At 60.5% G+C, this 19018-nt stretch carries 14 protein-coding genes; 10 read left to right on the top strand and 4 right to left on the bottom strand.

What is annotated here, in order from left to right:
- Positions 1-17: 17 nt before the first annotated feature.
- From THECO_RS16225 to THECO_RS16190, 8 genes are all read left to right on the top strand, one after another.
- On the top strand, positions 18-2105 hold the full coding sequence (locus tag THECO_RS16225) for a serine hydrolase (protein WP_015256118.1): 2088 nt from the start codon (positions 18-20) through the stop codon (positions 2103-2105).
- A 116-nt stretch (positions 2106-2221) separates the two neighbouring features.
- On the top strand, positions 2222-3955 hold the full coding sequence (locus THECO_RS16220) for a sensor histidine kinase (protein WP_015256117.1): 1734 nt from the start codon (positions 2222-2224) through the stop codon (positions 3953-3955).
- The gene (locus THECO_RS16215) at positions 3952-5334 is read left to right on the top strand and encodes a response regulator (protein WP_015256116.1); all 1383 of its coding nucleotides are present in this window, start codon (positions 3952-3954) and stop codon (positions 5332-5334) included. The genes THECO_RS16220 and THECO_RS16215 overlap by 4 nt, the downstream gene beginning before the upstream one ends.
- Before the next feature lie 175 nt (positions 5335-5509).
- Complete coding sequence (locus tag THECO_RS16210; protein ID WP_015256115.1) at positions 5510-7204, top strand: extracellular solute-binding protein; 1695 nt, start codon at positions 5510-5512, stop codon at positions 7202-7204.
- A 69-nt stretch (positions 7205-7273) separates the two neighbouring features.
- Complete coding sequence (locus tag THECO_RS16205) at positions 7274-8164, top strand: ABC transporter permease (protein WP_015256114.1); 891 nt, start codon at positions 7274-7276, stop codon at positions 8162-8164.
- Positions 8165-8182: 18 nt separating this feature from the next.
- Entirely contained in the window at positions 8183-9067 is an 885-nt protein-coding gene (locus tag THECO_RS16200; protein ID WP_015256113.1) for a carbohydrate ABC transporter permease, read from the top strand.
- A 15-nt stretch (positions 9068-9082) separates the two neighbouring features.
- The gene (locus THECO_RS16195) at positions 9083-9445 is read left to right on the top strand and encodes a hypothetical protein (protein ID WP_015256112.1); all 363 of its coding nucleotides are present in this window, start codon (positions 9083-9085) and stop codon (positions 9443-9445) included.
- A 99-nt stretch (positions 9446-9544) separates the two neighbouring features.
- Complete coding sequence (locus THECO_RS16190; RefSeq protein ID WP_015256111.1) at positions 9545-10969, top strand: alpha-amylase family glycosyl hydrolase; 1425 nt, start codon at positions 9545-9547, stop codon at positions 10967-10969.
- 68 nt (positions 10970-11037) lie between these two features.
- Here the strand turns inward: THECO_RS16190 and THECO_RS16185 are convergent, their stop codons facing one another.
- The 4 genes from THECO_RS16185 to THECO_RS16170 all read right to left on the bottom strand — a co-directional run bounded on the left by THECO_RS16185 (position 11038) and on the right by THECO_RS16170 (position 16383).
- Positions 11038-11874, bottom strand: a complete 837-nt coding sequence (locus tag THECO_RS16185) for a carbohydrate ABC transporter permease (RefSeq protein ID WP_015256110.1) — start codon at positions 11872-11874, stop codon at positions 11038-11040.
- A gap of 16 nt (positions 11875-11890) precedes the next feature.
- Positions 11891-12775 carry a carbohydrate ABC transporter permease gene (locus THECO_RS16180; RefSeq protein ID WP_015256109.1) on the bottom strand — a complete coding sequence of 295 codons (885 nt, stop codon included), beginning with the start codon at positions 12773-12775 and terminating at the stop codon, positions 11891-11893.
- Between the two features lie 141 nt (positions 12776-12916).
- Positions 12917-14239 (bottom strand): ABC transporter substrate-binding protein, encoded by a 1323-nt coding sequence (locus THECO_RS16175; protein ID WP_015256108.1) that lies wholly within the window; start codon positions 14237-14239, stop codon positions 12917-12919.
- A 17-nt stretch (positions 14240-14256) separates the two neighbouring features.
- On the bottom strand, positions 14257-16383 hold the full coding sequence (locus tag THECO_RS16170; RefSeq protein WP_015256107.1) for an amylo-alpha-1,6-glucosidase: 2127 nt from the start codon (positions 16381-16383) through the stop codon (positions 14257-14259).
- 184 nt (positions 16384-16567) lie between these two features.
- Here THECO_RS16170 and THECO_RS16165 point away from each other — a divergent pair, with 184 nt between their 5' ends.
- Positions 16568-17596 carry a LacI family DNA-binding transcriptional regulator gene (locus tag THECO_RS16165; protein ID WP_015256106.1) on the top strand — a complete coding sequence of 343 codons (1029 nt, stop codon included), beginning with the start codon at positions 16568-16570 and terminating at the stop codon, positions 17594-17596.
- A 241-nt stretch (positions 17597-17837) separates the two neighbouring features.
- Entirely contained in the window at positions 17838-18971 is a 1134-nt protein-coding gene (ald, locus tag THECO_RS16160) for an alanine dehydrogenase (RefSeq protein WP_015256105.1), read from the top strand.
- Positions 18972-19018 lie beyond the last annotated feature (47 nt).

Raw genomic sequence — 19018 nt, 5'->3', positions numbered from 1 at the left:
TGGGAGGGGAAAGCTTGATGAATTTGAGCAAATCCGCAACATTCACGCTGCCGCGCGCGCTGCGCATGCTGGTGCTGGCCGCCGCGTTCCTGATGGCCGTGCCGCTGCAGGCGTTCGCAGCGGAGCAGCCGGCGGGGGAGCCGCTGACGGCGGAGTCGGCGGCGGAGTTCCTGGAAGCGTTCTTCGCGTCCGAACAAGCGAAACCGTTCTATACGGGAGCCGCGGTCGTCATCGTGAAGGACGGCGAAGTGATCGCGCAGGAAGGCTTCGGATTCGCGGACGCGGAGAAGAAGAAAGCCGTCGATCCGGCGAATACCCTGTTCCGGATGGCGTCCGTCTCGAAAACGTTCACGGCCGTCGCGGTCATGCAGCTCGTCGAGCAGGGGAAGATCGACCTTGATGAGGACATCCGCACCTATCTGCCTGGCCTCGAATTCGAGAACCCGTTCGACACGCCGGTGACGACGGCCCATCTGCTGACGCACCGCAGCGGTTTCGAAGTCCGAGATCCGCAGAGCGAAGATCTGCACGGGGACTTCGATCTGTACGTTTCGATTGAAGACTATGCGAAGCAGCACATGCCGCCGGTCGTCCGCGAGCCGGGCACGGCTTACATGTACGACAACTTCGCCTATCTGCTGCTCGGGCTGATCGTGGAGAACGTAAGCGGCGAACCGTTCGAAGATTACATGCAGAACCATGTGTTCGGGCCGCTCGGCATGGACAGCAGCGGATTCATCCTGGACCGGGAGCAGCTTGAGCGGTTGGCGACGGGATACTTCGCGCCAGGCGGCGAACCGATCGATCCGTATGTGTTCCGTCCGACCGTCATGCCCCACGGCGGCATGGTGGCGACGGCGGAGGATATCGGCAAGTTCATGATCGCGTTCCTGAACGAAGGCGCAGCTCCGGACGGCACCCGGGTGCTCTCTGCGGAATCCGTCGCCGCGATGAGCGAATACCGGAACGCCATCCATCCGCTGCTGCCGGATACGACCTACGGCTTCGAATCGGCCCCGCAGCTGCCGCTGGCGGGCACCAGCCATGACGTGCTGACCAAGCTGGGCGATCTGCCGGGCAACAGCTCGATGCTGCTGCTTCTGCCGGAAGAAGAGACCGGCGTCTTCCTGACGTACAATCAGGCGGGCGCGCTGCGCGATCTGTTCTACTTGCAATTCATGGCGGCGTTCTTCCCGTCGTACGGGGCACCTGCCGATCTTGAGGCGTTCGGACAGGATCCGGCCGTCCGGCTCGAGGATCTGGAAGGGCTGTATGCCGACCTGCGCATGCCTTCCCTCGTCTATGCGGTCGAGGCGGGCGAAGACGGCACGCTGACGCTGTCCGACGCGCTCATCGGAGACCGCACCCTGCGCCATGCGGGCGGCAACCTGTTCGTCGATGAGATGTTGCAGCGCTTCGCCGCATTCCGGGTCGATGAAGACGGCACGGTCTATATGAAGGAGACGGCGCTCAATCCGCTCGGCTATGCGCGCAAGGGCGAGACGCCCGTCGGGTATAAGGATGTGGCGGCGGACCATCCGTATGCGCCGTTCATTCTCGGCATCCAGTCGCTCGGCTACTACCCGAACGAGGAAGGCCTGACGTTCGAGCCCGGGCGTCCGGTGACCCGGGCGGAGCTGGTATGGCATCTGATGGCAACGAGCGGGCTGCGCGGCTCGACATCGGACACGTACGCGTTCACCGATATCGCGGGCCATCCGCTGGCGCCGTACATCCAGGCGGCGGCCGAGCTCGGCCTGGTGAGCGGAGGCAGCGACGGCCGTTTCGATCCCGACCGGCCGGCAACGCGCCAGGAAGCGGCGGTCATCGTCTGGAACGCCTACAAACGGCTGTTCCCGGAAACGATCTTCGCCGACGTTCCGGTGGAAGGGAATACCGCGGAATGGGCGCTGCCCGCGGTGCGCATGATGGTCGCACTGGGACTGCACGGTCCGGAAGTGGCGCCTTCGTCGAGCGGCGTTCCGGTCTTTGACGGCGCGGATCTGCTCAAGCGACAGGAAGAAGCGGCGCTCCTGTACCGGCTGCTGCTGACGCCGGTTCAGCAGATCGCGGACGGGCTGATGGAGCAGCCGGCGGCGGCGTAAGGCGGAGAGCAGGCACCATGGCAGGCACAAAGAGTAAATAGAAAAATAAAAGACGTTGTACTATACTGGGCTGTAGCACGATATCCGCCGGCAAGGGGATCGATAGCATCAAAGCCATGGGGATTCGGTTCAGACCGGTCACGTTCAAGAAGCGGATCATTCTCATCTTTCTCGTCAGCATCCTGACGCCGTTCGTTTGCCTTGGCTTCCTTTCGTTCTACACCATCGACTCGATCATCGACAACAAGGTCGAGAGCACCATTCAGGGAAGGCTGAAACAGGACTTGCTGACGCTGGAGAACACGCTCAACAACTTGAACCACGTCTCGCAGCAGCTCGCGATCGGCGGCCGGATCCCGGCCTTGATCGAACGGCTGCACCAGACGGACCAGCCTTACGAGCGCGTCGAGCTGTTCAACGAGATCAAGAGCGAGCTGAACGTAATCACCTTCTCCAATCCGAACATCGGTCTGCTGCTGTTTTATTACCCGGATACGGGCGCAGTCCAGTTCGAAAATTTCCGGGTTCGGACTCCGTTTGCGCCGGAACGGCTGTCGATCATGGCCAGCTACCCGGAAATTACGTATTACGGGCCGCACCGGAGCTACAACGATTCCATCAACCAGTATGTGTTCAGCACGATGAGGCAAGTGAATGTGGCAGGCCGGAACGTTTACCTGTACATCGAGACGGGGCGCAACGCGCTGGAAACCCTGTTCGCGCCTCAGAACCGGAAATCCGATTCACGCCGGCTGCTCATTCTGGATAACGACGGCATGATCGCGTTCAGCGAAAACCGGGAGGTCTTTCCCGAATCCACCCGGTTTCCCGCGTACGACGCCGAGGCCTTGTCCGACTCCGGCTACTACGGAAACTTTTTCTGGAGCAAGGAGACGAGCAATCAGGGATGGAGCATCGTCTCCATTCTGCCCCAGAATGAACTGAACCTGGAGCGAAACCGCTGGCTGTGGCAATTTACGGGATTCACCGTAGTCGTGCTGCTGATCGCCGTATTTTTCGCGTGGCTGCTCCGGAAGATGGTGTACAAGCCGCTGGACAAGTTCAACAAGGAAATCAAATCCCTGATTCTGTCCCATGCGCCGGAGGAAACGGAACTGACGCGCATCCCGGAATTCGACTACACGCTCTACCAGATCCGGAGCATGAAGCGGAAGATCTGGAATTTGTACGAGGAAATCGAGCAGAAGGAGAGGCGGAGAGCCGATCTGGAAGTCGAAAAGCTGCTGTACCAGATCAACCCGCACTTTCTCATGAACACGCTCGATACCGTTCACTGGCTCGCGGTCATGAACGGGCAGAAAGAGATTGACCGCGTGGTGCTCTCCCTGAACAAGCTGCTGTACTACAATCTTGGCAAGAAGGGAGAGACGTCCACGATCGGCGACGAAATTCAGGCGTTGAAAGAATATTTGCAGCTGCAGCAAATCCGGTACGACTTCCGGTTCGATGTGGACATCGACGTGGATGAGCTGGCCTTGTCGCTGCCCAGTCCCCGTTTCATTCTGCAGCCGCTCGTTGAGAACGCTCTCTATCACGGCGTAAGCGACGACGGGTATATTTACGTCGGCATCCGGCTGCGGGACGACCGTCTGGAGATCGAAGTCCGGGACAATGGCGCGGGCATGTCCCGGGAGACGATCGATAAGCTGCTGCACGACGACGCGAACGAAAGCGAGAAGGTGGGCATGGGCATCGGCATGCGGTATGTCCGACGCATCCTCAAGGCACATTACGGCGACAAGGCGCGCCTGGAGATCGAAAGCGGGCATGACCGGGGAACGACGGTCATGCTCAGCCTGCCCGCATCCGGAGGCGATCTTGACGCATGATTCGCGTAATGGTGGTCGACGACGACAAGCTGGTTCGCAAAGGGCTGATCTCGGCCATGCCCTGGGAGCAATTCGGAATGACAGTGGTCGGGGAGGCCAACAACGGCGAGAACGCCCTGAAATTCATGGAAGAGAATCAGGTCGACCTGCTCGTGACGGACCTGGCCATGCCGGTCATGTCCGGCATCGAACTGATGCGGGAGGTGCGTCGGCGGTATCCGCACATCCAGATCGTCGTGCTGACGCTGCATCAGGATTTTGAGTATGTGCAGGAGGCGCTCAGGCTCGGCGCCCTCGATTACATCGCCAAGATCGAACTGGAGAGCGAGCAGTTCGAGGAAGTGCTCGGCAGAATCGCCGCGCTGCTCCGGCAGAAAACCGCCGCGGAGACGCCGCTGCCCAGACCGGACGAACTCGGGCAGGCGGACGAGGTGTACGCGCTGTACGCCTTGACGTCGCCGGTCGGCGGGACGGGAACGGACCATGCGGACTTCGCGGTGCCGGAACAGGCGGTCGAGGCGGAGGCCGGCGTGTGGGTCTGGGCGCGCGTGCCGCCGGATGAGCGCCTTCCCGGCCCGGACGGCGCCCTCGTGTTGTTCCGCAACGTGAAGGGCATGGACCGGAAAGCGCTGCTGCGGCTCATTCGGGATTACCGGAGAACCGGACTGTTCTACGATTACGATCCGTCGCGTCCGCATTGGACCGTACGGCGCGATGCCGCGGCGCCGGAGGGCGACGGGGCGGGAATGGCGGAGGACATCGATCGCATCAGGGAGCGATGGGTTTCGTTCGAGTGGATCTATGACGACGGCCGTTTTGCCGCCATGACGGACGAACTGCGGCGAATCCGGCTCGCACCGGCAAGGCTGGCGCGCATGTTCTTTTCCCTGGCGGACGAATGGAACCGGCTTTACCGCCCCATCTTGCCCGAACTGATCGTCATCGACGATTTCTTCCCCAGCTGGTGCCACTTCGAGTCGTGGCTGAGCGGCACACGGGAGGCCATCCGGCAGACCAACGCCCGCCCGATGTACTCGCCCGAGATTCAACAGAGCATCGTGAAGGCGATGAATCTTGCCCACCAGATGCTGAACCAGCCGCTGACCGCGGGGGATATCGCCCAGATGGTCAACATGAGCAGCAGTTATTTCAGCCAGTGCTTCAAGAACATCGTCGGCCGGACCTACACGGACTACGTGCGCGCCATCCGGATGGAAAGGGCGAAGCGATATTTGGCCCATACGACGAAGACGGTACAGTGGATTGCCGAGCAGGTCGGCTACAGCGACGAAAAATATTTCAGCCGCTTGTTCCGGGAAGAGGTGGGCATGCTGCCGAGCGAATACCGGCAAGCGGCCGCCGTCGACGGCTCCGAATAAAAAATATCGACCTTCAGGTAGGGATGCGTTCGAAACGAGGGGTGACAATTTTCGAACGTATCCCTTTTTTCGTGAGGAAACCGACCCGAAATCCCCATCGTTTTCTATCCCGGAGCGCGCCGTCTCCGTGCTATAGTCATATTGCCAAACGACCATTAACCTGAGGGGGAAGACCATGCGCAAAATTTGGCTGACCATCATGGCGGCGCTGCTTGTCGCCGGATTGTTAAGCGCTTGCGGAGGCAACAAGGCGGACGACAACAACGGCGCAGCCGCAACTTCGAACGGCGGCGTCAATTCGGGTGCCGAACAGGAAGTCATCGATCCGTTCGAAAAATATCCGGAACCGGTCGAGGTGTCGATCGGCCGGGCGATCGATCCGAACTACAAGTTCAACGGCAACGACACGGCGGAAGACAATGCTTATACGCGCTGGCTCAAGGACCGGTACAACATTGTCGTCAAACACGCCTGGGAAGCGTCGACCGCCGACTACAACCAGAAAGTGAGCCTGGCCATTTCCAGCAACGATCTGCCGGACGCGATGCTCGTGAACGAGTCGCAGCTCAAGCTGATGGTGAAGGCGGGTCAGCTCGCGGATTTGACGGAAGTCTACGAGAAATACGCTTCCGACGCCGTGAAACGGATATATGATTCGAACCCCGGCCTGCTCGAGAGCGTCACATTCGACGGCAAACTGTATGCGCTTCCGGAAACGACGCTGCCTTCGGCGCCGCTCACCTGGATCCGCAAGGACTGGCTCGACGCGCTGGGGCTTGAACCGCCGAAAACGCTGCAGGACATCGAGAATATTGCGAAGGCGTTCATTGACAACAAGATGGGCGGCGAAAACACGGTGGGCATCGTGGGCACCGGCCAGGGCGGATCGCTGTATGCGACGTTCCTGACTTCCACCGACCATTTCTTCAACTTCTCGCCGCTGTTCTTCGCCCACAACGCGTATCCGGGCATCTGGATCAAGGACAAGGACGGCAAGGCCGTGTACGGTTCGATCCAGCCGGAGACCAAAGAGGCGCTGGCCATGATGCGCGACTGGTACGCCAAAGGCATCCTGGACAAGGAAATCGGCATGCGCAAAAGCGGCCAGGAAGTCGTCATCGGCGGCAAAGCCGGCATTTTCTTCGGACCGTGGTGGTCGCCGTATTCGATTATCGACGGCATCAAGAACGATCCGAACGCGAACTGGCGTCCGTACATCGCGCCGCTCGATGCGGAAGGCAAATTCAACTCCAACCAGGCGACCGGAAGCACGTTCATCGTGGTGAAGAAAAATTACAAGCATCCCGAAGCCGTCATCAAGATGCTCAACATCCACTGGGGCGCCAAGGATCCCAGCTATGAAGAGGCGGTCAAGGGCAAGGAAATGACGTCGCAGGAAATTCCGCTGTTCATCATCGGCGGTGCCGGCGACCAGCTGGAATACGCCGTCAATTCGCTGCGGAAATATCTCGCGGGCGAGATGAGCATCGAAGATTACGATGCGGTCAACTACGGTTTCGCCACCGATCTGGCCAAGCACGCGAAGGACATCAAGAAAGAGCCGTACGACAACTATGACATCCAGTATTGGGACAAGGAAACGGACCAAGCCTTCTTCCCGCACGTGTACGCTCACCTGAACGGCGGTTCGACCTTCGTGGATGCCGATGTGAACTATGTGCGGAGCATCGCGACCTCCCAGACGAAGACGATGGAGATGAAATGGGCGAATCTGAAGAAGCTGGAAGACGAAACGTTCCTGAAGATCATACTGGGCACCGTGCCGCTCGACGAATTTGACGCGTTCGTCGCGAAATGGAAGGATCAGGGCGGCGATCAGATCACCAAGGAAGTCAACGAACTGCTATAACGAACCGCAAGGTCAAGACAGGCGGAGCCCGCCTGTCTTGATCTCCCTGCCGACAAGGAGATATGCGTCATGCTCAACAGAGCGTTCACCAAGCATTTCTGGCTGATGCTGATCCCGGGGCTCGTCTGGCTGTTTTTCATCAATGTGCTCCCCATGTACGGCATTCTCATGGCCTTCAAGGACTTCAACCCGGGCGCCGGCATCCTGAAGTCCCCCTGGGTCGGTCTTGAACATTTCGAGTACATGTTCGAGCTCGACGACAGCAGTCAAGTGTTCAAGAATACCGTAACGATCGCGTTTGCGAAAATGGTGGGCAACCTGGTGGTACCGCTCGTATTTGCCCTCATGCTGAACGAAGTGAAGAACCGGCTGTTCGGCAGAACGGTGCAGACCATCGTCTATCTGCCCCATTTTTTGTCCTGGGTCATTGTCGCCGGCATCCTGCTGGACATGTTCTCGCTGCACGGTCCCGTCAACCGGGTACTGGAAGCGCTCGGCGCCGAACCCGTCCATTTCTTCGCGCGCGCGGACCTGTTCCCGGCGCTGGTGGTGGGGAGCGACATTTGGAAGGAGTTCGGCTTCGCCGCAATCATTTTCTTCGCGGCGCTGACCTCGATCAATCCGGAGCTGTACGAAGCTGCCGCCATCGACGGCGCTTCCCAGTTCAAACGGCTGCTCAACATTACGCTGCCGAGCGTGCTGCCGGTTGCCGCGCTGGTCGGAACGCTCAGCCTGGGCAACATTTTGAACGCCGGCTTCGACCAGATTTTCAATCTGTACAATCCGGCTGTCTATTCGACAGGGGACATCATCGACACCTGGGTGTACCGGGCCGGTCTGATCAATATGCAGTACGGTCTGGCTACGGCGGTTGGGCTGCTGAAATCCGTTGCCGGACTTATTCTGATCTCCGTCTCGTACGGATTGGCCTACCGCTTCGCGAACTATCGAGTTTTCTGAGTGTGAGGATGTGAAGATGTGGTAGCCGAACAATCGATCGTGTCCAGACTGCTCAACGGCCTGAACGTGCTCTTGTTGATTGCGATCGCCGTTCTGTGCATCCTGCCCGTCTGGTACACGCTCGCGATCTCCTTGAGCGAGAAATCGTACGTGGCCGCCGGGCAGGTGTTTCTGTGGCCCAAAGGCTTCACGCTGAGTTCCTATGAGGCGATTGTCAGCGATCATCAGTTTTTCCGGTCTTTCTGGATTTCGGTCCAGCGCGTGCTGTACGCTTCCGCGCTCTCGTTCCTCGTGATCTTGCTGATGGCCTATCCGCTCTCCAAGAGCGCCAAGGAGTTCAGACCACGAAACTACGTGATGTGGCTGCTGATCTTCTGCATGCTGTTCAACGGCGGGCTGGTCCCCTGGTACATCACGATGCGGGATCTCGGGATGATCAACAGCATTTGGGGGCTGGTGCTCGGCGGCGGGCTTCCGATATTCAACATCATTCTCGTAATGAACTACTTCCGCAACTTGCCGAAAGAAATGGAAGAATCCGCGCTGATCGACGGAGCGGGACCGTGGCGCATCCTCTTCAGCGTGCTTCTGCCGTTGTCCATGCCGGTCATGGCGACGATTCTGGTGTTTACGATCGTGTACCATTGGAACGAATTTTTCCAGGCGCTCGTCCTGATGACGAAGAACGATCATTATCCGCTGCAGTCGTACATCCGCCAGGTTGCGGTCGCCTTCGATCCGACGGAGGTGGACGAAGAGACCGCCAAGCGGCTCACGATGTTGTCCGACCAGACGTTGAACGCGGCGAAGATCTTCATTTCCATGCTGCCGCTGCTGGTGATCTATCCGTTTCTGCAAAAATATTTCGTCAAGGGAATCACACTCGGTTCCGTGAAAGGTTAAGGAGGAAGCCAACTGATGTTGACCAGCGAGGCGATCACGCCCGACAGGCCGAGGGAGGATGCGGGCCCGGAATTTACGCGTTCGCTCGGACGAGCGCAGCAATGCAAGCGGGAAGCGCACGGCGTCACCATCATCGCGGAGCACGGCCTGCTCGCCGTCCGTCCGGCGCTGGAAGGCGTGATCCGGATCAAACTGTTCGCTGAAGCCGCGGCGGAGGACGAGCCGGACATGGGGACGACGGCCGCGGTCGTCGGCACGCTGCTCGGCATGGCGCCTGCGGCTCCTGCACCTTCCCTTCGTCCCCCGCATGCCGGAAGGATTCGACCGGGCGGAGACGGCGGAAGCGCTGGACGGCCGGCGCAACGCGTGGTATTATGACCCGCCTGCGGGCGAATTGACGGTCGTGCTTCCGCGGCCGGCCGAAAGCGTCGCGGTGACGGTGCATATGGCGGAGAACGAATCGTGAGGAGATGCGGAATGGGAGACAAACCCGGAAAAATGGCGCGGGCCAAACGTCCTGCGGTGCTGCTGCTGGCCCTGCTCATGGCAGCGCTGGCCGCCTGCGGCGATGCCCGGCAGGTCAAGGAGGACGAGACCGTGAATCAAACGCGTGACACCGCGGCGGAGCCGGACGCCCGGCAAATGCCGGACTGGGCCGAGAGCGCCGTCATGTACGAAGTGAATATCCGGCAATACACGAAAGAGGGAACGTTCCGGGCGTTTGCGGATCATCTGCCGCGTCTGAAGGAGATGGGGGTCGACATCTTGTGGTTCATGCCGATCCATCCCATCTCCGAGAAGAACCGGCTCGGAACGCTCGGTTCCTATTACGCCGTCCGGAACTACAAGGCGGTCAATCCGGAATTCGGCACGGCGGAGGATTTCCGGGAGCTGGTAAACAAAGCCCATGACATGGGCTTCAAGGTGATTCTGGACTGGGTGGCCAATCATACCGGCTGGGACAACCCGTGGATCGACAACACCGACTGGTACACCACGGACGACAGCGGCCGGATCGTCCATCCGCCCGGCACCAACTGGCAGGACGTGGCGGATCTGAATTACGGCAACCCGGACATGCGGGCGGCCATGATTGACGCCATGAAGTACTGGGTCGAGGAATTTGATGTCGACGGCTTCCGGGCGGACTACGCCGGCGGTGTGCCGACGGATTTCTGGGAGACTGCGCGCGCGGAGCTGGAGACGATCAAGCCGGTCTTCATGCTGGCGGAGGACGACGCCCAGATTTCGCTTCTCCGGCGGGCGTTCGACGCGAATTACGGCTGGGAACTGTACCATCTGATGAACGGGTTGGCCAGAGGGCAGCGAAAGCCCGAACAGGTTGCGCTGTATGCGAAACGGCTGGAAAAGAAGTATCCCGCCGGAACGTTCCCGCTCCATTTCACATCGAACCACGACGAGAACTCATGGACGGGAACGGAATACGAGCGGCTGGGCGGCGCGGTCAAGGCGATGGCGGCCCTGACCTTCACCGTGCCCGGCATGCCGCTCATTTATTCCGGCCAGGAGGCCGGGTTGAACAAACGTCTGCAATTTTTCGAAAAAGACGAGATCCCGTGGGACGATCTTTCCTTGCAGTCGTTCTACCGGGACCTGATCCGTCTGAAACACGACAACCCCGCGCTCCGGAACGGCGCGGCGGGCGGCGCGTTTCAGGCGCTCGAGGCGGACGATCCGAACATCCTGGCTTTTGCGCGGACGAAGGAAGACAACACGGTGCTCGTTGTCATGAATCTGTCGGACGGCAGCGTGCAGGGATCGGTCCGGACCGCCATGTCCGCGGGAACTTACCGTTCGTTTCCGCAGGAAGACGAAATCGAAATCGGAGACAGGCTTGCGGTCGAACTTGATCCGTGGGAATACCGCATCTTTGTGAAATGACGGGCCCCAAGCTAACATCCCCCATGCCGAAGCATGGGGGATGGTTTTTTTATGACCGCCTGAACATATTATTTTCCGCCCGTGAACGTAATCCCCTTGACGAAGAACCGGTTGAAGAAAATGAACAGGATGAGCGCCGGGAGCGTGAACACCATCGACGCGGCCATAATCAGGTTCCAGAAGCTGAAATATTGCCCCTTGAACGTGTTGAGGCCGAGCGGCAGGGTGAACATCGCTTTCTCCGACATGATGACGAGCGGCCGCAGGAAGTCGTTCCATGCGCCCATGAAAATGAACACCGCCTGCGCCGCCAGCGCCGGTCCCGCCAGCGGAAGCGCGATGCGGAAGAACGTGCCGAACCGGCTGAGCCCGTCGATCTCCGACGCTTCCTCCAGATCCTTCGGGAAGCTGAGGAAGAACTGGCGCATCATGAAGATGAACGTCGCGTTCACCGCGCCGGGCACGATCAGCCCTTGATAACTGTTCAGCCAGCCGAATTCGTTCAGAATCAGATAGCTCGGTATGAGGGTGAGCTGCCCCGGAATCATGAGCACGGCCAGAATGCCGAAGAACATCAACTTGTTGCCGGGGAAATTGAACCGCGCCAGCGCGTAGCCCGCCATCGAGTTGAACAGCAGGTTCAGCCCCATGACGATAACGGCGACCAAGGTGCTGTTGCCGAACCAGCGGGGGAACAGCGGCTCATCAACGAAAATCTGTTTGTAGTTGTCGAGCGTGAACGTCTTCGGAATGAAATTCGGTTCCCCCGACGAGATTTCACCCAGCGTTTTGAACGAGGCGGACAACCCCCAGAGGAATGGAATGAACGTGATGACGGCGTATGCGATCAGGATCGCATATTGGACGGTGCGCAGCGAGACCCGGACCCCTTTTTTGTCCCACATCCGGCGGTTCCCTCCTTCAGTTCAGCTTCTCTTCGCCGAAGATCCGGCGCTGGATGACGGTAACCAGCATGATGACGGCGGCGAGCATGACCGCCAGCGCCGCGGCGTAGCCCATGTCGAGATTCTTGAACGCGTATTGGTAGATGAGCAGCACCACGGTCAGCGTGGAGTTGTTCGGTCCGCCGGAACCGTTCGAGAAGATGTACGCCTGGTCGAACAGCTGGAACGTGCCGATGATGCCCATCGTGACGACGAAGAACGTGACCGGCTTCAGCAGCGGCAGCGTGATGCTCCAGAACTTCCGCAGCGTTCTTGCGCCGTCGATCTCGGCCGCCTCATAGAGCGAATCCGGGATGTCCTGCAGAGCGGCCAGATAGATCACCATGAAATACGGTGCGGTGGACCAGACGTTCATCAGCATGATGCCCTTGAGCGCCACCTTCGGATCGCCGAGCCAGTTGAAGGGCTGAATGCCGAAGACGCCGAGCAGGTCGTTCAGCAGACCGTCGGTTTTGAAGATCCACATGAAGATCAGCGTGAGCACCGCGGAGGAAGTGACCGTCGGGAGAAAATAGAGGATGCGGAACGCGTTCCTGCCCCTCAGCTTCGAGTTCAGAACGGCGGCAAGCAGGATGGCCAGCGCCGTCTGGAGCGGCACAACGATGATCGCGTACTCGAACGTGTTGTACAGGGCGATCCATACACGGTCGTCCGCCCCCAGCCGCACATAGTTGTCAAAATCAATGAAGCGGTACGAGATGCCGCCCAGCAGCTGCACTTTGTGAAACGACAAGAATAGCGCATACACGATCGGCGCCAGCAGGAACGTGCCGATGACGAGCAGCGTCGGCAGCAGGAACAGATAGCCGGCGGCTGCCTCTCTGAGCTTGCGCCTGTTCATTCGCGGTTCCTCCTTCGCATCGGGACTTGCGGTTTCCGACAGGCAAGAGCGCATTCGTCCGCCGCGGGGGGATGCAGCGACGAGTGCGCTCATGCCAGCCGGAAAGGGGGCGGACATGCCGCCCCCGCCTGCCAGCGCGGATTATTGCATTGCATCGATTTCCTTGTTCGATGTATCCTGCGCCTTCTTCATCGCGTCTTCAAGCGATTGCTCGCCGAGGTACGCGCTGACGAACTGGTTGTTGAAGTTGTTCATGATGACCGGGCCGTACTTGCCGGCTTGCCACGGCGTTGCATAAGCCGCGCCTGCGACCAGCGCACTGCGGTATTCGTCCTTGTCGTAGCCGAGTTTGGCTGCGACCGATTTCCGCGTCGGCAGCGCGAAGCCTTTGCTCGTCCAGATCTCCATGCCTTCCTTGCCGGTCAGGAACTCGATCAGCTTCCAGGCTTCTTCTTTATGTTTCGACTGCTTGTTCATGACGTATGCGACGGTGAATGCCATCGTGCCTTTCTGGCCGTTCACGGTCGGCACTTCCGCGGTGCCGTACTCCAGATCCGGGAAGTTGTTGTCCAGGTACGGGATCGCCCAGTTGCCTTCGAGCACCATCGAGACTTTCTCCTGGCCGAACATTTCGCCGCCCCAGCCTGCGCCGACTTCGGTCGGTTGAGCCGACGTCTTGTCAACCAGGTGCTGGTCGATGACCAGCTGCAGGCCTTTCAGACCTTCCGGCGAAGCGAAGGCGGCTTTGCCTTCCGCGTCGACGACTTCGCCGCCGTACGCCTTGATCATGAACATTTGCCGCGCCAGCTCCGGCGCAACGCCCAGACCGTAGCGGCCGTCCTTCGTGAGCTGCTTCGAGTATTCGATGAGCTCTTCCCAGGTGGTCGGCGGACCGGACAGGCCGGCCTCTTCGAAATGTTTCTTGTTGTAGAAGAGCGCCAGCGTCGAGAAGTCTTTCGGGAAGCCGTAGTAGTTGCCGTCCGCTCCTTTGAACGCGTTGAGCAGCGGTTCTTCGAAATCGGCGATGTCGAACTCGTCCGTGACGTATCCGTTCAGCGGTTCAAGCACGTTCTGCTCCATCAGCGCTTCCGCTTCGACCGAGTCGAGGTAGAACACGTCGCCAGCCTGGCCGCCGATCAGCCGCGTCTTGATGACATCCATGTATTGCTCGGCGATGACTTCGTATTTCACCTTGATGTTCGGGTACTTCTTCATGAACTCGTCAAGCGTCTGCTGCAGCAGCTCTTCCTCTTCAGGCGAGGCCCCCCAGCCGTTGAGCGTGAGTTCCACTTGCTCCGCGGAATCCGAGCCGCCGGATCCTTCGGACGCGTTGCCGGAATTCGAACTGTTGTTTGTCGAATTGCTGCCGGTTGACGACGAGTCGTTCGATTTGCCGCCGCAGCCCGCGATGATCAGCATCAGGGACAGCATGACGGCCAGGATGGTGAATCCTTTTCTTTTCATACTGCAGAACCTCCCTTTTAATTTTGAACATCTTGATGTATTGCATGAAGCACGCGCAGCTCGCAGCCGGTCGAATTGTGTTCGACCTCGACTTCCGGCACCGCGTTTCCTTCCCGCCGCGTGACCGTCAGCGACAGGGTTCCGGAGCCGACGCGAAGCTGGCGCACGCTCAGCCGATTCATGCCCTCCGGCAAGGCCGGCCTGAGTCGGATGATGCCATCCGGCACATCGGGATCGAGTCCCAGGAATACTTGCAGGAAGATCAGCGGCGTGCCCGCCGCCCACGCCTGCGGCGAGCAGGCGACCGGATACGGTACCGGGCGTCCGAGCGTATCCTCGTAGCCGCAGAACAATTCCGGCAGCCGGGCGTATTCGAAATGTTCGGCCGCCCGCATGAGCCCCCGGGTCACCTTGAGCGCCTGCTCGATGAATCCCATGCGGCTCATGCCGATCAGGCACAGCGAGTTGTCGTGCGGCCATACGCTGCCGTTGTGATAGCTCATCGGGTTGTACCCGGTGGACTTCTCGCTCATCGTGCGGATGCCGTAGCCGCTGAACATGTCTTCCGCCGTGAGCCGGCGGGCGACGAGTTCCGCGCGGTTCTCGTCCGGCAGCCCCGTCATCAGCAGATGGCCCGGGTTCGACGTCACCGATTGCACCTGCCGTTTTTCCCGGTCAAGGGCGATCGCGTAGAAGGACTCATCCGCCATCCAGAACGACTGCTCGAACCGGCGCTTCATGTCCGCCGCGGCCCGTTCCAGCGCTTCCGCTTCGGCGTTGCGGCCCAGCTTGCGGAAAATCTCCGCCATACCCGTCTTCGCAAGGTAAACGTAGCCCTGCACTTCCGCGAGGGCGATCGGCGTCTCGGCGAAATCGCCGGATGCGTGAACGATCGAGTCGCCGGAATCTTTCCATCCCTGGTTCGCGATGCCGCCCGATGAGACGGAGTGGTATTCGACGAAGCCGTCGCCGTCCAGATCGCCGCTTTGGTCGATCCATTCCAGCGCCCGTTCAAGCGCCGGCATCAACTCGCGGATGGCGCCCAAGTCGCCGGTCCAGCGGTAATATTCGATGGCCAGAACGACGAACAACGGTGTCGAATCCACCGAACCATAGTAGGGCGTGAACGGAATCTGATTCGTGTTCGCCAGCTCGCCGTAACGGATTTCATGCATAATTTTGCCCGGCGTTTCGTCCCGCCACGGATCAACCTTGCTCCCCTGATAGACCGCCATGGTCCGCAGCGTGCCGAGCGCGACTTCGGGGTTGGCCGGCAGCATCTGCAGCGCGGCGATCAGACTGTCGCGGCCGAACGGCACCGCGTACCACGGCAGGCCGGCGACAGGGAACGGCCCGTGGCCGAGATCCGTGAGCAGCATCCGCAGATCGCGCATGCCGCGGTGGTACAGCTTGTTGAAAATCTCCAGGTCGCTGTCGACCGATGTGGACCCCTGCTCCCAGCGGCGGTAAGACGCGTCCAGCAGCCGCAGCGCTTCCTCGCGCGGTTTCGCCTGCGGCGCCTTGTCCGCAATGACGGGCGTCACGGTCAGTTCGATCGTGCGAACCTCGCGGGGCTTCAGCTCGAGCGCAAACGTTACCGTTCCGTCGGGCGACACCCGGTCGGCCGGGATGTTCCAGGCGATGCGCGTCTCCCGCGCGATGCCGTCGGCGCCGGCGTAGCGGATGGCGATACGGTCCGCATCGACGCTCTTGCCCGTCACGGAGCCGATCATTCCGGCCTTGATGCCGCGTACGGTGAACATGTCGGCGAAGTCCGCGTCAACGGTGATCGACGTCTCGAAACCGACCGTTTTCGGACCGTAGTTCGTATAAGCGATCGATTCGTACAAAACGCCGTCCTGGATGAAACGGTGCCGCATGATTTCCACCGTTTCCCGCCACAGCTTGACCTGACCTTCCTCTTCCATATGCGGATTCGTCAGCCTGAACACGGCCTGACAGTTCGTCTCGGCCGAGGACTCGAGGAGAATCGGCTTCACGCCGTTGATGCTCAGTTCAAGCCGGCTCAGAAACCGCGTATCCTGCGTGTACAATCCGCAGCCGTCTGTAGAGCCCGGCGGGATGTCGCCGCTCTCGTCCGTCAGGAAAAACAGGTCGTTCTCTTTAATTACGCGATGTTTCAACTTGAAATCCTCTCCAGACTCCCGCCAATTATCCGAAACGTTTCGGATACCTGTCATTATATTCTGTGACGTAAACGTTTGCAATAGGGGACAAACAAATATTTTCGGGCGGTTGAGAATCTATTGGAATTCCATTAAAATAGAGTTGAAAAGTACGAAACGTTTCGGAAGGGGACAAATTCTCGTGACGACGATCAAGGATGTCGCGCGCCAGGCCGGCGTCAGCGTGACGACGGTATCCCGTGCGCTCAACGGCCATGACGACGTCAATCCGGAGACGAGGCGGCGCATACAGGAAGTCGCGGATCAGCTCGGATACAGCCCCAACATCGCCGCGAGAACCCTTGTCTCGAAGCGGAGCCGCACGCTCGGACTGCTGCTCTCCGCCTTGACCCGCAACAGCGTGAAAGACAACATCGTGTTCGAGATGCTCTGCGGCATGAACGACCGCGCCGCCGAACTCGAATATGACCTGGTGCTGTTCAACACCACGCCGCAGAAGCAGCGCCAGAAATCCTACAAGGCGCTGTGCAAGGAGCGAGGAGTCGACGGCGTCATCATGATGGGCATGCGGCTGGATGATCCGTATCTGGAAGAAATGCTGCACGCCTCCATTCCCTGCGTGCTGATCGATATCCCGATTGAGCGGAAGAAGAACATCGGCTATGTGATGACCGACAACGTGCAGGGCGCGATGGAGGCGGTCACGCATCTGATCGAACGCGGCCACCGCCATATCGGCATGATCAACGGGCATGCCCAGGCGGCCGTCAGCATCCAGCGGCTCGACGGCTACAGGCAGGCGCTTGGGCGGCACGGCATCCCGTTCGCGGATCGGTACGTCGAAGACGGCGGGTTCAGCGAAGACGGCGGCAAAGATGCGGCTTACCGGCTGCTGACGTCGTGCCCGGAGTTGACGGCGATCTTCTGCGCGAGTGACCTGATGGCGCTCGGGGCGCTGCAGGCGATCCGCGCGCTGGGCAAGCGGGTGCCGGAGGACATCTCCATCATCGGCTTCGACAACATCGTCGCAGCGCAATATTGCACGCCCGCCCTGACGACGGTCAATCAGGACAAATACCAGATGGGCTACATTGCGGCCGCCACGCTGATCGACATGCTGGAAGGGCGGCAGGTGCCGCGCTACCGCAAGATGCCCGCCGAGCTCATCGTGCGCGCCAGCACGGGGCCGGCCCCGGTTCGACAAAACTGATGCAACAAAGGAAGCCTTCGCGCTCATGAAAGCGCGAAGGCTTCTTTCGTTCGTTCCGCAGCTTCGGTTCGATGCGCCGGCTGCATCCGCGCTTCATGACCGGCGCATGCCCGGGGCATGCTAGAGTTGGATGCCGCTGCATGCGGACAACACGGCGGACGTCCGAATATGCTGACAGTGAACGCGGAGCGTGATGCGGCCGCGGACAACGGGCTGTAAGGACGGGAAGGAGGCTCGGCGGATGCGGATCGGCGTGCCGAAGGAAGTCAAGAACAACGAAAACCGGGTGGCGCTTACGCCCGCGGGCGTCAGTGCCTTGACGCGCCTGGGACACGAAGTCATCGTCGAGCGGTCGGCGGGCGGCGGCAGCGGGTTCGCCGACGACGCGTACAAGGCCGCGGGAGCGCGGATTGCGGATTCGGCGGAAGACGTGTGGGGCGCGGCCGACATGGTGATGAAAGTGAAGGAGCCGGTACCGGAGGAGTACGATTTTCTGCGCCCGGATCTGATTCTGTTCGCTTATCTGCATCTGGCGCCGCTGCCGGAACTGACCCGGCGGCTGGTCGAGCGCAAAGTGTGGGGCGTCGCGCTCGAGACCGTGCAGCTGCCCGACGGGTCGCTTCCGCTGCTGCAGCCGATGAGCGAGGTGGCGGGGCGGATGGCGGTGCAGATCGGGGCGCAGCTGTTGGAGAAGACGCACGGCGGCAAGGGCATCCTGCTCGGCGGCGTGCCGGGCGTGGCGCCCGCCGAAGTCGTCATCATCGGCGGCGGCATCGTCGGCACGAATGCGGCGAAGCGTGCGCTCGGCTCGGGGGCGCGCGTCACCATCCTGGACATTAACCCGCGCCGGCTTCGCGAGCTGGACGATCTGTTCGAGGGCCAGGTGACGACGATCATGTCGCATCCGGTCGAGCTGGAGCGGGCCGTCGAGCGGGCCGATCTGCTCATCGGAGCCGTGCTCATCCCCGGCGCGAAGGCGCCGAAGCTCGTCAGCGAGGCGATGGTGAAACGGATGCAGCCGGGGTCGGTCATCGTCGACGTGGCCGTCGATCAGGGCGGATCGATCGAGACGATCGACCGCGTGACGACGCACGACAATCCCACCTATGTAAAGCACGGGGTCGTGCATTACGCCGTCGCCAACATGCCGGGCGCGGTGCCGCGCACCTCGACGATGGCGCTTGAGAACGTCACGCTGCCCTACGCGATGAAGATCGCGGGTCCCGGCATCCGGCAGGCGGCCGCGTCCGACCCGGCGCTCGCCCGCGGCATAAACACCGCCTGCGGGGCCGTAACCAACGAAGCGGTCGCGAAGGCGGTCGGCTTGCCGTATGTGCCGGTCGAGACGCTGCTGAACGCCGGCGGCAGGGAATAATCCGCGCCATGCATGAAGGATACCGGCACGGGTCAGAATAAGCCGGA

The organism is Thermobacillus composti KWC4, assembly GCF_000227705.2.
Classification (GTDB): Bacteria; Bacillota; Bacilli; order Paenibacillales; family Paenibacillaceae; genus Thermobacillus; species Thermobacillus xylanilyticus.
Note: the sequence above shows the minus strand (reverse complement) of the source record. Positions and strands in the feature narration are given on the sequence as shown.